Raw genomic sequence first — 12,830 nt, forward strand, 5'->3', positions numbered from 1 at the left:
GAAATTCCAGAAAGAGACGCCGCGGCGTCAGCAGACGCCGTCGGGGTCGACCGCTCTCTCCTCCGGGCCCGACCCCACGGCCACGTCACCGACCGTCTCCGCGTCGGGGAAGACGACGACGGCACCGGCGAGTACGGGCGCGAGGAGTCCGGCGACGACGGCACCCGCCTCCGTCAAGGAAGCGCGGACGACGACGTCGTCGCCCGGTTCGATTCCCGCGTCCTCGACCACCGACAGGGCCGCGTCGAGGACCCCCTCGTGCGTGTACGTCTCGTCCGCGGCGCTGAGGACGGGTGCGGAAGCCTCCACGGCGACGGGGTGGACGGCGGGGTTCTCGCTCCACACCTCCTGTTCCCAGTGCGTCGTCTCCGGGCGTTCCGGCGGGCCGCCGTAGACGGCGAGTTTGTGTCCCGCCGGGAGTTCGAAGTCGGCCTCGCGTTCGACGCCGACGACGGTGGCGCGCGGGGGGTCGTCGGCGTCGGGCGAGAAGGAGGTGACCGCCGCCAACTGGGCGGCCCCGTAGAACACGAGTGGCGCTTCGGGCCGGGCGTCGGGGGCGACGGCGACGCCGTCCCCGTCGCGGACGCCGAGGTATCTGAGGACGTTCCCCGCCTTGTACGTCGTCGTCACGAAGTCGTGGTAACTGTACGACCGGTCGGAGACGTCGTCGCGGAGGGCGGGTGCCGCGGTGCGTCTATCGCGTGCGACGAGGTCACCGACCACCGTGGGAGCAGTCACGGGACTCGGCGGGGCGTCGTGCGTCACGTCCGAGAGGAGGGAGGCACTCGACAAAGGTCCGTCGTCTGACCCGCGTCGGGTCGCCGGAGCGTCCGGTCGGTGTTCGGTTCCGCTGCGCGGCGTTCGACAGTGTGGGGAGGTCGAAAAGAACGCACCAGATACTATCACCTACAATTTTATAACAAAACATCATGATAGTCACAGTAGTACGTAAAATGACATAATAATCAGACGACCGCAGTATAGAGTGGTGGCAACACAATGTCAATGAGAGCAGTGGTCTACAAGGGACCGAAAGAAGTGGCGGTCGAGGAGGTAGACGAACCACAGATAGAACACCCGAACGACGTTCTCATCGAGATTACGACGTCGTGCATCTGTGGGTCGGACCTCCACATGTACGAGGGCCGAACGGCGGCGGAACCGGGAATCGTGTTCGGGCACGAGAACATGGGTATCGTGACGGAGGTGGGCGACGGGGTGAGCACGCTGAAAGAGGGTGACCGCGTCGTCGCCCCGTTCAACGTCGCCTGTGGGTTCTGTAAGAACTGCGAGGAGGGCTTTACGGGGTTCTGTACCAACGTCAACCCCGGGTTCGCCGGCGGTGCCTACGGCTACGTCGCGATGGGGCCGTACAAGGGGGGACAGGCGGAGAAACTTCGCATCCCCTACGCCGACTTCAACGCGCTGAAACTGCCGGAGGGCAGAGAACACGAGGACTCGTTCGCACTCCTCGCGGACATCTTCCCGACGGGGTGGCACGGGACGGAACTCGCCGGACTGCAACCGGGCGAGTCCATCGCCATCTACGGTGCGGGTCCGGTCGGCCTGATGGCGGCGTACAGCGCGAAAATCAAGGGCGCCTCCGAGATATACGTCGTCGACCGAGTTCCGAGTCGCCTCGAACTCGCCGAGAAGCACTGCGACGCGACGACCATCAACTTCGAGGAGGGCAACCCCGTCGACCAGATTATCGACGCGCACGGCGACGAAGTCGATAGAGGCGTCGACGCCGTCGGCTATCAGGCCATCGACCCCGAGAAGGCCCGCGACGCCGACGACGACGACCCGTACGACCCCGCCCGCGAGAACCCGGCCGTCGTCCTCAACCAACTCATCCGAACCGTCAGACCGACGGGGCAACTCGGGATACCGGGACTGTACGTCCCCTCGGACCCCGGCGCGCCGGACGAGATGTCCGCGGAGGGTCGACTCGGTATCGACTTCGGGAAACTGTTCGAGAAGGGACAGAAACTCGGCACCGGCCAGTGTAACGTGAAAGACTACAACCGGGAACTCCGCGACCTGATAATCGAGGGGCGCGCGGACCCGAGTTTCGTCGTCTCACACCGCGTCGGCCTCGACGAGGCACCGGAGATGTACGAGGCGTTCGACAAGCGCGAAGAGGGCGTGACGAAGGTACTCCTCGAACCGTAGTCGAACGGACGGACGCGCAGTCGCCGAGACGGACCGACTCTCAGGCGTGTAACCACGCCGTCGGGTGGTCCGCCCGGAGGTGGTCGTGGTACATCTCGACCATCTCGGGGTACGACGTCGCGAGTGCTTCCCACTGGCAGTGGTTGCACTCGCCCGTGACGACCGCGCGGTATGCTGACACGATTTCTCGACTCATCACCAGCACCAATTCGCGCGCATAGATATATCTTCCGAGAAGACTGTCAGTCGTATTACGAAATTCGTGTCGTCGTGGTGGGGTAACGACCTTGCCGATGCGAGGAGTGAACTAGACGAGCGATGTGTCTCTACTGCATGATGAACGAGGGGTGGCACAGACTGCTGGAGTACGACGACGTCTACCAGACCGCCCAGGCGAAGGCACGAGAACGGGAGTCGAACTACGGGTTCGAGGAGTCGTGGGACGAACTTCGAGACCAGGTTACGCCGTCGGGAACGGGTCGCTGAGTTCCTCGGTGGGGACCTCCGCTCCGTCTTCGACGAGACACGCGTCCAGTTGCTCTCGAATCGCTTCTTCGTCCAACTCCGCGCCGATGAAGACGAGTCTCGTCGTCGGTTCGTCGTCCGGTTGCCAGCGACCGATGGGTCCGGCCGTGACCGAGGGACCGGCGCGGTTCAACCCCATGACCGTCTCCGGACGGGTCGAGAGGAGGAAAAACCCCTTCGCGCGGTAGACGCCCGGCGGCCACTCGTCCATCCACGCCTCGAACCGTTCGGGGTGGAACGGGCGCGTCGTCTCGTAGCAGAACGACGAGACGCCGTGCGCGTTGCCGTGGTCGTGGTCGTGACCATGGTGGTCCTCGGCGAGTCGTCGTTTCCATCCCGCAGAGCGTCGAATCGCGTCGAAGTCGAACAGGTTCGTGTCCAGAACCGTCTCGGCGGGGACGTCGGCGTGCGTCGTCCGGTGGATACCCGCCCGCGGTTGCATCTCGCGGACGACGCTCTCGACGCCGTCTAACTCGTCGTGGGGGACGAGGTCACACTTGTTCAACAACAACACGTCGCAGAACTCCACCTGGTCGACGAGGACGTCCGCGAGTTCTCGCCCGCCGGCAGCCTGTTCGGTCGGCCGGTTCGTCTCGGGGTCGAACTCCTTCCAGAAGCCGTACGCGTCCAGTACGGACACCATCGTGTCCAACCGATAGCGCTCGGCGACGGCGTCGTTCTCGACGAACGTCCGCGCGATGGGGAACGGTTCGCTGATTCCCGACGCCTCCACGAGGAGGCAGTCGAACACTCGCTCGTCGGCGAGACGCGTCACCTCGCTCGCTAAATCGTCCTGCAACCGACAGCAGATACAGCCGTTCGTGAGGTCTATCACGTCGTCGTCCGTCGACCCGGCGACGAGTTCGGCGTCGACGTTCACCTCGCCCATGTCGTTGACGAGGACGGCGACGTCGTACCCCGCGTCGTTCTCTAAGATGCGGTTCACGAGCGTCGTCTTCCCCGCACCGAGCGTTCCGCTGACGATGGTGACGGGTATCGTTTCGGCACTACCGGCGGTCATCACTGCCAGTAGACGAGACGAAGTAAGATAACGTTCCGGAACCGTCCGCTTCGAAGAAGTAGTGTTAGACTAGATACCAGTTGCGTTCACGCCGCCGGCGCGGAGACGAGACGCGAACGCCTGCCCGGAGACCGAGAGCGGAATTCAACGGCCTACACGGTGGTGGGAGAACGAGGAGGCGCTACAGCGAGTTCTTGATCTTCTCGAAGAAGCCCTCTTTCACGTTCACCTCTTCGCCGCCCGCCTCGGCGAACGCTTCGAGCGCTTCGCGTTGCTCTTTGTTCAGTTTCTCGGGGGTGACCACATCCACTTACACGTGGAGGTCACCGCTGCCGCGGCCCCGCAGGTGGGGCATCCCCTCGCCGCGGACGCGGAACGACTCGCCGCTCTGCGTTCCCTCGGGTACCTCGAACTCCGTCGTCCCCGTGACGGTCGGAATCTCCACCGTCGCGCCGAAGACGGCCTGCGGGAAGGAGACGGCGAGGTTGTGGTACAGGTCGTCGCCGTCGCGTTCGAACGCGTCGTGGTCCCGGATTCCCACCTCGATGAGGAGGTCACCGTTCGGCCCGCCGTTCTCGCCGGGCGCGCCCTCGCGTTCCATCCGGAGCGTCTGGCCGTCGCGGATGCCGGCCGGGATGGTGACCGTCAGCGTCGCCTCCTCTTCGACGACGCCGTCGCCGTCGCAGTCCGGACAGCGTTCGCTGTACGTCTGGCCCTCGCCGCGGCACTGCGGACAGGTCTGCGTCTGCTGGACGCGGCCGAGTGGCGTGTCGCGGACGGTGGTCGTCTGTCCCTGCCCGTTGCACTGCGGACAGGTGTTCACCTCGGCGTCCTCGGGGTGACCGTCGCCGTCGCACTCTGGACAGCGTTCCGGGCGCGTGACGGTGAACTGCTTTTCGACGCCCTCGTACGCCTCTTCGAGGTCCAACCGAACCCGCGTGCGGAGGTTCTGTCCCTGTCGGGGACGGTTGCGCTGGCGACCCTGCCCGCCCATGCCGCCACCGCCGCCGAAGAACTGGTTGAAGATGTCCTCGAAGGGGTTGCCCTGTCCGCCCGCGCCGCCGAACGGGTTGCCCTGCCCGCCCATGCCGCCGGCACCGCCGCCGACGCCGCCGCGCTTCTCGGCTTGCTCGTAGCGGTCGTGGCCCATCTGGTCGTACTGCTGGCGCTTCTGGTCGTCCGTCAGCACCTCTTTGGCCTTCTTGACCTTCTTGAACTTCTCCTCGGCGTCGGGGTCGTCGGAGACGTCGGGGTGATACTCTGCGGCCTTTTTGCGGTAGGCCTTCTTTATCTCGTCCTCGGACGCGTTGCGTGACACTCCGAGTGCGTCGTAGAAGTCCTCGCTCATTCGTTGTCACCGTTACTCGGTTGAACTACTTCAAAAGAACGGGTCGAAGACGACAGAATTGGGAGTGAAGACGATAGCGTCGGGGGTCAGGTGACGACTCTACGAGTCGTCTTCGTCGTCCACGTCCTCGAAGTCGGCGTCGACGTACTCGTCGTCGTCGCCGCCGTCGGGTTCCTGACCGCCCATGCCGCCCATGCCACCCATGCCGCCGGGTCCGGCACCGCCGCCGGCCTGCGCTTGCTGGGCCTGACCCTGGTACATCTGCTTGCCGATCTCTTGGAGTTCCGTCGAGAGGTCTTCGGTCGCGCCTTCGAGGTCCTCCGTCGTCGCGTCCTCGTCTTCGAGGGTGGCTTCGACGTCCTCGATTGCCGCCTCGATGTCGGCGCGCAGGTCGTCGTCTATCTGCTCGTCGTTCTCTTCGAGGAGGGTCTCGGCGCGCTGAACGGCGCTCTCGGCCTCGTTGCGGGCCTCGATGCGCTCGCGGCGTTCTTTGTCCTCTTCGGCGTGCTTCTCGGCCTCCTCTTGCATCTTGTCTATCTGCTCGTCGGAGAGGCCGGCGCCGCCTTCGATGGTGATGGACTCGGCGTTGCCGGAGCCTTTGTCCTCGGCTTCGACGTTGACGATGCCGTTCTCGTCGATGTTGAACGTGACCTCGATCTGCGGCGTTCCGGCCGGTGCTGGCGGGATACCGTTCAACTGGAACTCGCCGAGGAGTTCGTTCTCGTTGGCTATCTCGCGTTCACCCTGGAAGACGCGGACCTGCACGGACGTCTGGTTCGCCGCGGCCGTGGTGAATATCTTCGACTCCTCGGTCGGGATGGTCGTGTTCTTCTCGATGAGTCGCTCGAACAGACCGCCTTTCACCTCGATACCGAGGCTGAGCGGCGTCACGTCGAGGAGGACGATGTCGTCGACTTCGCCGCCGAGAACGCCGCCCTGGATGGCCGCACCGAGGGCGACGGCTTCGTCGGGGTTGACGTTCTTCTTCGGTTCGCTCCCGAGAATCTCGGTGACCTTGTCGTGGACCTGCGGCATCCGGGTGGAGCCGCCGACGAGGATGACGTCGTCGATGTCGTCGGCGGCGTAGCCGGCGTCTTCGAGGGCTTGCTCCGTCGGGCCGACGGTGCGGTCGATGAGGTCGGAGGTGAGCGACTCGAACTTCGCGCGCGTCAGTTTCTGTTCGAGGTGGACCGGACCGGAGTCCGTCGCGGTGATGAACGGCAGGTTGATGGTCGTCTCCTTGCGCGAGGAGAGCTCTATCTTCGCCTCTTCGGCGGCGTCTTTCAGTCGCTGGAGGGCCTGTCGGTCCTCGCGGAGGTCGATGTTGTGGTTGTTCTTGAACTCCTCTGCGAGGTGGTCGATGATGGCCTCGTCCCAGTCGTCGCCGCCGAGGCTGTTGTCCCCGTTCGTCGCGACGACTTCGTAGACGCCGCCGCCGAGGTCGAGGACCGACACGTCGAACGTCCCGCCGCCGAGGTCGTACACGAGGACGGTCTGGTCGGAGTCGTCGTCCAGTCCGTAGGCCATGGAGGCCGCGGTCGGTTCGTTGATGATGCGTTCGACCTCGAAGCCGGCGATTTCGCCGGCGTCTTTCGTCGCCTGTCGCTGTCGGTCGTTGAAGTACGCCGGAACGGTGATGACCGCCTTCTCCACCTCGTCGCCGAGGTAGTCTTCGGCGTCGCGCTTGATCTTCTGGAGGATCATCGCCGATATCTGCTCGGGCGTGTAGTCCTCACCGTCTATCTCGACGGTGTAGTCCTCTTCGCCCATGTGGCGCTTTATGGACCGAATCGTTCGGTCGGGGTTCTGAATCGCCTGGTTCTTCGCGGGCTTCCCGACGAGGCGCTCTCCGTCCTCGGTGAACGCGAGCACGGAGGGTGTGGTGCGGTCTCCCTCGGCGTTTACGATGATTTCGGGGTCGCCGCCCTCCATCACCGCAAATGCACTGTTCGTGGTACCGAGGTCGATACCGAGAATCTTGTTGCTCGCCATCTTGACGCCAACTACTGGTCTAAATCGGTTAAAGGTTACTAGACGGGAGCGTGAACCGCGGACAGGCGGGTCGCCGCTGTCTGTCGATTTGGTCGTTCGCCGGAGCGTCGTGTGACAGGTTTTATATCGAACCGCACGCAGTCGGTCCAGTCAAACCGCCGCGGCGTCGTCGGTGCGGCGGGACAGCCGCTACCGAATCGCTTCGACGCCCTCGTCCAAGGCGGCCATCACGTCTTCGACCACCGCTTCTCGTCCGGACGAGGCGAAGAACTCGTGGCCGCCGTCGTACGGCCGGAGGTTCGCGGCGGGCGTCCGGTCGCCGATGGCTCGGACGCTCACGATGCGGTCCGACAGCGACGCGAACACCACGTCCTCGTCGTCGAACGCGGGGAGGCGCGCCTGCGCGTCGAGGATAGTCCGCAGGAACGCCGGTGAGAGTCCGTCCGGGCCGTCGTCGTACTCGTCTTCGGACTTCAGGTCGCCGATGGCGGAGACGTCCCGGTCCGGTCGAAAGAGGCGCTTGCTGGTCGGTATCCGGAGAAAGTACGGCAGAACGACCGACTCGAACCCCTCGTTCGGGGCCGTCCCCCACCACGGACTCAAGAAGACGTTTCTCACCCCGTCGACGGCGTCCGAGAGGTGTTCGGCGACGAGTCCACCCGTGCTGTGACTCAACACCACCTCGAAGTCGCGATTCTCGTAGTACGCCCGCACGGGCGCGAGGTACTGGTCGTCGAAGTCCCATCCGTTCGTCGGGATGGTGACGGCGTGGACGCGGTAGTCGTCGGTGAGTCGGTCGACGAGCCACGAGACGTGTTCGTGCTCCGGTTCGTTGCCCCACCCTAGCACGAACAACAGGTCGTCGCCGGTGTCGCCGTCGCTGTCGCCGTGGACAGAAAAGCGCATTCGAGGCGTCTCACGGAAGCGGTTTCTGAACGAGAGTTTCATGCCTGCGAGTGACACGCCGTCGACAAAAACGTACGCGAAGCGGTGAGTTCCTCTCGCGAGTCGGCCCGGGAGACCGAGTTACTCTTCGTCTTCGCCGGTGCTGACGGTTATCTGCGCGGCGCGGATGACCTTCTCCGCCATCTCGTAACCGGGTTGGTAGACGTCGGCGACGGTGCCTTCGGGTTGCTCGCTGTCGACGCGCATCATCACTTCGTGTCGCGCCGGGTCGACTTCCTTTCCGGGTTCGGGGTCGATGGTCGTCACGTTCTCCGTAGAGAGGATGCGGTCGAACTCCTCTAACGTGGACTCGACGCCCGGCCGGATGTCGGCGTCCTCGTCCTGGTCGAGCGCGCGAACGAGGTTGTCGCGGACCGTGACGACGCGTTCGACGAAGTCCTCGGTGGCCGTCTCGCGTATCTGGTCTTGCCGCTTCTTCGCGCGTTTCTTGTAGTTCTGGAAGTCGGCCTGCGTCCGCTTGAGACGGTCGGTGAGTTCGTCCCGTTCCTCTTCGGTCGCCGCGAGTTCCGTCTCCAGTCGCTGGACGCGGCCCCGAAGCGCCGCGACGTCGTCGGCGAGTTCCTCGTCGTACTCGGCGACGCGCGAGACGAGTTCCTCGCCGTGCGTCCCCTCGCCCGCGGTGGCGGCGTCCGCGCCCTCTTCGGGGGCGGCGTCTCCGTCGGACGCGTCCGAGTCGGGCGTCGCGTCGGACCCGTCGACTGCGCCGCGGTCGGGTGTCTCGTCGACGTCTGCGCGTCCGGAGGTGCGTCCGTCGGGAGAGTCGTCGGTCATGTCTGACCAAAACGGGTGACGCGGCTTAAGGTTGTACGACTCGGTCTGTGGGGCCGAAGACGACGCCCAGTCGGCCGGTACTCGGACGCTCCGGTCGTTACTGGTACATCCGAAGCGGTTGCGCCTGCGTGCTCTCCTCGTCGCCCTCCTGCATCCGGCGGGCGAGTTGCTCCTTCGCGTTTCGAATCTCTTCTGCGCGTTCGACCAGGTTGTCGACGGAGACGTCGATGCCGGCGAGGGGTTCGATGCCCGATTTGATGATGACGCGGGCCGCCTCGGGGTCCGGGAACTGCGGGTCCGACTCGACGACGAGTCCGACCGCCGTCCGGTCGTGTTCGACTGCGTCGTTCAACAGCGCACCGGTCGGCCCCGAGATGAGGCCCATCTCGCTCGGGAGGTCGATTCCCGCCTCGGTGACCAACGTCGCGCCGTCGCCCGACGCGACGGCGTACAGGTGGGGCACGTCGTCGGACTTCTCGCGCGGGAGACCGGAGAGGAAGATGGGCGTCACCGCCGTCTCGTCGAACCACTCCGAGAGGCAGGTGGCGAGTTCCGCGGCCGCCTTCGGCGCGATGGGGACGTCGCTCTGCAGGACGAGCAAGTTGTGTTCCTCGTCGGCGTACAGGCGGACGGGCGAGGAGAGCGACGCGTCGCCCTCGTGGTAGACGGCGACTTTCGGGATGCCGTCGCAGTGGAGGTTCGCGTAGTGGACCATGTCGAACGTCTCGACGAGGTGGTCCGCGGCTATCTTGCCGACCAGTCCGATTCCCGGGAGGCCCTCGACCATCGCCGGTTCCGACAGCGACACGTCGTCGAGGATGCGTATTTGAGCCATGATTCACCTTGACACGCCGAGGAGGTAAAAGCGCGGTGTCGGGGCATCGGCGACGCGAATCCGTCGGTCCGGGGCGGTGCCGCGTCGACCGTGGACGTTCGAGAGCGCGGCGCGCACTCCGAAACCCACAAGCGGCCCCCTCGGGTAGAAGCGTGCAATGAACCCCTTAGAGCGGTACGCGCCGCTCGTGGACGACGAGGAGGCGTTCTTCGAGGCCTGCGACCGGCCGCTTCCGTCCGTCGTTCGCGTCAACGGCATCAAGACGACGGTAGAGCGCGCGCGTTCGGCACTCGACGCCGGCGACGTCGGCTACGAGGCGACCGACTGGCATCCGGGAATCCTGAAACTGGACGAACGCGGCCCCGGGACGACGTGGCCCTACTTCCACGGGTGGCTCCACGGCCAAGAAGAAGTGTCGGCGCTCCCCGCACTCGCACTCGACCCGCAACCGGGAGAGGTCATCTGGGACGCCTGTGCCGCCCCCGGAAGCAAGACGACGCAACTCGCGGACCTGATGGACGACACGGGAACGCTCATCGGCAACGACAACAACCTCGGCCGCCTCTCCGCTCTGCGGCACAACGCCGAACGCCTCGGCGTGAGCAACCTCGTCGTGACCAATCAGGACGCGCGAAACTACTCGCTGAAGCCGTTCGGCGAGGACACGGACGACCCCGAAGCGATAGACGCGTTCGACCGGGCACTCGTGGACGCGCCGTGTTCCTGCGAGGGGACGATTCGGAAGAACCCCGACGCGCTGGACCGGTGGACGATGAACCACGTCCACAGCGTCGCCGGAATCCAGAAAGGCATCCTTCGCCGCGCGGTGCAAGCGACGCGCGAGGGCGGCACCGTCGTCTACTCGACGTGCACGTTCGCGCCCGAGGAGAACGAAGCCGTACTGGACCACGTGCTCGGCGAGGAGGACTGCCAGATGGTCGAATGGGACGCGCCCGACGGCTTCGAGACGGCCCTCGGCGTGACCGAGTGGGACGGCGACGAGTACGACCCCTCCGTGGAACTGGCACACCGCGTCTACCCGCACCACAACGACACGGGCGGGTTCTTCTGCGCGAAACTGGAGGTGACCGCATGAGCGACGACACCGGCGACCAGAGGCCCGAGAACGACGGCCAGCGGTTCGACCGCCTGCCCGCGACGAGCGACGAACGCGTCGTCGCCGGGCGACCCACCCGCGAGGAAGTCGTCGGCTGGTGGGAACAGCGCTACGGACTCCCGCCGGAGACGTGGGACGGACACACGTTCTGGGAGAAAGGCAACGGGAAGATTTGGGCGTTCGCCGCCGACCTGGTGAGTCCGAACCCCGTCGAGGGTCTCGGTCTGCGCATCCTCCGCGCGCGGCAGGAACACTGGAAACCCTCGACCAACGCCGTCCAGCGTTTCTGCGGCGCGGCGTCGAAGAACGTCGTCCTGTTGGACGAAGACGAGGCGGAGACGTTCGCCCGCGGCGACGACCAGGAACTCGAACGCTGGGAGGGCGACTGGGGCTACGTCGTCGCCGCCCACGAGTTCGAGGGCGCGGTCGAACCCATCGGCGTCGGCCTCTATCTCCACGGCGAACTGCGGTCGACGGTGCCGAAAGGGCGGCAGGAAGACCTGTCGTAAGGTCGTCTCTCGGTCACTCCTTCTCTCGAAGCGTCCCGCCGCCCAGTCCCTCCCACGCCACTCGGTAGCCGAGTCGCGACAACACCGCCGAGGACTCAGTGACCCCTCGGCGCTCCAAAACCGCCTCCGCCTCCGACAGCGACATCCCCGCGTCTAACTCCTCGGCGAGAGCGTCAAGCACCGCGGGCCGAAAGAGCGTCCGTCCGACGAGTTCGTGGTCGGGGAACGCCACCGCCGAGAGGGCGTTTTCGGCGACGCCGTGAGCCTCCGCCAGCGACGCGAGCGAAACCACGTCCTCGTCGGGCGCGAGTTCCGCGGGCAACTCGGCGGCCGCGTCGGCGACTAACTCCGCCTCGTACCCGCGAAGGACGTCCACCACGTCCTTCACCCGAACCGACCCGGAGTAGGTGACGACGCGGTGGTCCAGTGCCGCGACGTCCTCGGCGACGGCCAACGACTCGTCGACGGCGACGACGAGTTCGACGTCGTCGGCGACGGTGGCGAACTGGTCGAGTTTCTTCTCGACGTACTCGGGCGTCCAAAAGCCCATGACCTCGAAGAAGACGCGGAGCGGTGGGTCCCCCGCACCCTCTCTCTCTCGCCCGCCGGGTCGGTAGTCGAACGCGAAGTCGGGAATCATCGCCCGCGCGCCCGCAGCGAGCGGTTCCGGTTCGCGCAGGAGTTCCCAGTCGAGGTTCAGCCCCTCGAACCGCGCGGCGAAGTCGGCTTCGACGCCGCTGTCGTAGGTGGGTTCCGTGACGGGGTCGACGTCCGGAACCGACACGTCCGCCTCCGAGAGCGTCATCTCGCGTTCGGTGCCTCGGTCGTCGATGGTGGCCGTGAGTCGCCACTCGGCCGTCCCCGCGACGGTCCTGAGGAGGCGGGCGAACGCCGTCCCGTAGCGTCGCGTCCCGGTGAACAGGCCGTCGGGACCGGTGACGACGAGTTCCCGCGTCTCGCCGTCGCGGCGAATCTCGTACATCAGTCCGAGGCGTTTCACCGCCGAGACGAGTCGCTTCGGGTCGGAGCTTCGGACTCGAACCTCGGTGGCGTCGAACAACGCGGTCTGTGCCAGAGAGAGGTTGTACTGGTCGAGGAGGGCGTCGGGCGACCAGCGCGGGTCGAACTCGGCGAGGAGTTCGTTCACCGACCGGTCGGCGTAGAGCGACCGCGCTATCGACTCGCGGTCGGTGGCGAGGCGGTCCGCCGCGGCGTCGAGGACGGCCGTTCGCGCCGCCTCGGTGGTGGGGACGCCCGCCGCTTCGGCCGCCTCGAACGTCGCTCGACGGACGCGGACGGGCGGGAGCGGAGCCGACACCTCGAACGTCGCCTCCCGTTCCAACAGCGCCGCGAACCCGCGGACGAGTTTGAAGTCCTCGGCGTCGCCTTCGAGGGCGGAGAGCGCGTCGTCCAGGCGGTGCCGCGGTTCGCCGACGTGCCCCTGATAGACCCCGAAGACGCGCGCGGCGAGGGGACGCGACTCCCGGCCGACGAACCGCGGGTGGTAGCCGCCGCCCGCCCGAGAGACGCGCAAGAGGTCTTTCGTCAACACGAGCGAGCGTTGGCCGCGC

General features: G+C 66.0%; 12 protein-coding genes and 1 pseudogene. 4 read left to right on the forward strand and 9 right to left on the reverse strand.

The genetic code is table 11. The features are described from left to right. Positions 1-27: 27 nt before the first annotated feature. On the reverse strand, positions 28-765 hold the full coding sequence (locus tag BM282_RS16995) for an acetyl-CoA synthetase (RefSeq protein ID WP_245758406.1): 738 nt from the start codon (positions 763-765) through the stop codon (positions 28-30). Positions 766-1,005: 240 nt separating this feature from the next. On the opposite strand from BM282_RS16995, the gene BM282_RS17000 reads away from it, so the two are divergent. Further along, positions 1,006-2,175: a glutathione-independent formaldehyde dehydrogenase gene (locus BM282_RS17000; protein ID WP_089883272.1), complete on the forward strand. Its 1,170-nt coding sequence runs from the start codon at positions 1,006-1,008 to the stop codon at positions 2,173-2,175. Between the two features lie 40 nt (positions 2,176-2,215). Here BM282_RS17000 and BM282_RS18710 read toward each other — a convergent pair whose 3' ends face one another. Beyond that, entirely contained in the window at positions 2,216-2,371 is a 156-nt protein-coding gene (locus BM282_RS18710) for a hypothetical protein (protein WP_175501608.1), read from the reverse strand. A 122-nt stretch (positions 2,372-2,493) separates the two neighbouring features. Here BM282_RS18710 and BM282_RS18715 point away from each other — a divergent pair, with 122 nt between their 5' ends. Continuing rightward, complete coding sequence (locus tag BM282_RS18715) at positions 2,494-2,661, forward strand: hypothetical protein (protein ID WP_175501609.1); 168 nt, start codon at positions 2,494-2,496, stop codon at positions 2,659-2,661. Here the strand turns inward: BM282_RS18715 and BM282_RS17005 are convergent. The 6 genes and pseudogenes from BM282_RS17005 to BM282_RS17030 all read right to left on the reverse strand — a co-directional run bounded on the left by BM282_RS17005 (position 2,636) and on the right by BM282_RS17030 (position 9,633). Next, entirely contained in the window at positions 2,636-3,721 is a 1,086-nt protein-coding gene (locus BM282_RS17005) for a CobW family GTP-binding protein (protein WP_089883274.1), read from the reverse strand. The two genes, BM282_RS18715 and BM282_RS17005, sit on opposite strands and share 26 nt — an antisense overlap. Before the next feature lie 181 nt (positions 3,722-3,902). Next, a pseudogene (gene dnaJ, locus BM282_RS17010) lies at positions 3,903-5,069 on the reverse strand (molecular chaperone DnaJ). A 99-nt stretch (positions 5,070-5,168) separates the two neighbouring features. Beyond that, on the reverse strand, positions 5,169-7,061 hold the full coding sequence (dnaK, locus tag BM282_RS17015) for a molecular chaperone DnaK (protein ID WP_089883276.1): 1,893 nt from the start codon (positions 7,059-7,061) through the stop codon (positions 5,169-5,171). A gap of 189 nt (positions 7,062-7,250) precedes the next feature. Continuing rightward, positions 7,251-7,967: an alpha/beta hydrolase gene (locus tag BM282_RS17020; protein ID WP_089883518.1), complete on the reverse strand. Its 717-nt coding sequence runs from the start codon at positions 7,965-7,967 to the stop codon at positions 7,251-7,253. Between the two features lie 120 nt (positions 7,968-8,087). Further along, on the reverse strand, positions 8,088-8,798 hold the full coding sequence (locus tag BM282_RS17025; protein WP_089883278.1) for a nucleotide exchange factor GrpE: 711 nt from the start codon (positions 8,796-8,798) through the stop codon (positions 8,088-8,090). Between the two features lie 97 nt (positions 8,799-8,895). After that, on the reverse strand, positions 8,896-9,633 hold the full coding sequence (locus BM282_RS17030) for a proteasome assembly chaperone family protein (RefSeq protein ID WP_089883280.1): 738 nt from the start codon (positions 9,631-9,633) through the stop codon (positions 8,896-8,898). A gap of 157 nt (positions 9,634-9,790) precedes the next feature. On the opposite strand from BM282_RS17030, the gene BM282_RS17035 reads away from it, so the two are divergent. Then, positions 9,791-10,729: an RsmB/NOP family class I SAM-dependent RNA methyltransferase gene (locus BM282_RS17035; protein ID WP_089883282.1), complete on the forward strand. Its 939-nt coding sequence runs from the start codon at positions 9,791-9,793 to the stop codon at positions 10,727-10,729. After that, positions 10,726-11,259, forward strand: a complete 534-nt coding sequence (locus BM282_RS17040; RefSeq protein WP_089883283.1) for a DUF7122 family protein — start codon at positions 10,726-10,728, stop codon at positions 11,257-11,259. The genes BM282_RS17035 and BM282_RS17040 overlap by 4 nt, the downstream gene beginning before the upstream one ends. 13 nt (positions 11,260-11,272) lie before the next feature. Here BM282_RS17040 and BM282_RS17045 read toward each other — a convergent pair whose 3' ends face one another. Next, positions 11,273-12,811, reverse strand: a complete 1,539-nt coding sequence (locus BM282_RS17045) for a DUF790 family protein (protein ID WP_089883285.1) — start codon at positions 12,809-12,811, stop codon at positions 11,273-11,275. Positions 12,812-12,830: the final 19 nt, after the last annotated feature.

The sequence above is a fragment of the Halogeometricum limi genome (genome assembly GCF_900115785.1).
In the GTDB taxonomy this organism is placed as follows: domain Archaea; phylum Halobacteriota; class Halobacteria; order Halobacteriales; family Haloferacaceae; genus Halogeometricum; species Halogeometricum limi.

Bases quoted from the DNA above. Each gene is read 5' to 3' on its own strand.
- BM282_RS17000 (WP_089883272.1), top strand. From the start codon at position 1,006: ATGAGAGCAGTGGTCTACAAGGGACCGAAAGAAGTGGCGGTCGAGGAG.
- BM282_RS18710 (WP_175501608.1), bottom strand. From the start codon at position 2,371: ATGAGTCGAGAAATCGTGTCAGCATACCGCGCGGTCGTCACGGGCGAG.
- BM282_RS18715 (WP_175501609.1), top strand. From the start codon at position 2,494: ATGTGTCTCTACTGCATGATGAACGAGGGGTGGCACAGACTGCTGGAG.
- BM282_RS17005 (WP_089883274.1), bottom strand. From the start codon at position 3,721: ATGACCGCCGGTAGTGCCGAAACGATACCCGTCACCATCGTCAGCGGA.
- dnaK (WP_089883276.1), bottom strand. From the start codon at position 7,061: ATGGCGAGCAACAAGATTCTCGGTATCGACCTCGGTACCACGAACAGT.
- BM282_RS17020 (WP_089883518.1), bottom strand. From the start codon at position 7,967: ATGCGCTTTTCTGTCCACGGCGACAGCGACGGCGACACCGGCGACGAC.
- BM282_RS17025 (WP_089883278.1), bottom strand. From the start codon at position 8,798: ATGACCGACGACTCTCCCGACGGACGCACCTCCGGACGCGCAGACGTC.
- BM282_RS17030 (WP_089883280.1), bottom strand. From the start codon at position 9,633: ATGGCTCAAATACGCATCCTCGACGACGTGTCGCTGTCGGAACCGGCG.
- BM282_RS17035 (WP_089883282.1), top strand. From the start codon at position 9,791: ATGAACCCCTTAGAGCGGTACGCGCCGCTCGTGGACGACGAGGAGGCG.
- BM282_RS17040 (WP_089883283.1), top strand. From the start codon at position 10,726: ATGAGCGACGACACCGGCGACCAGAGGCCCGAGAACGACGGCCAGCGG.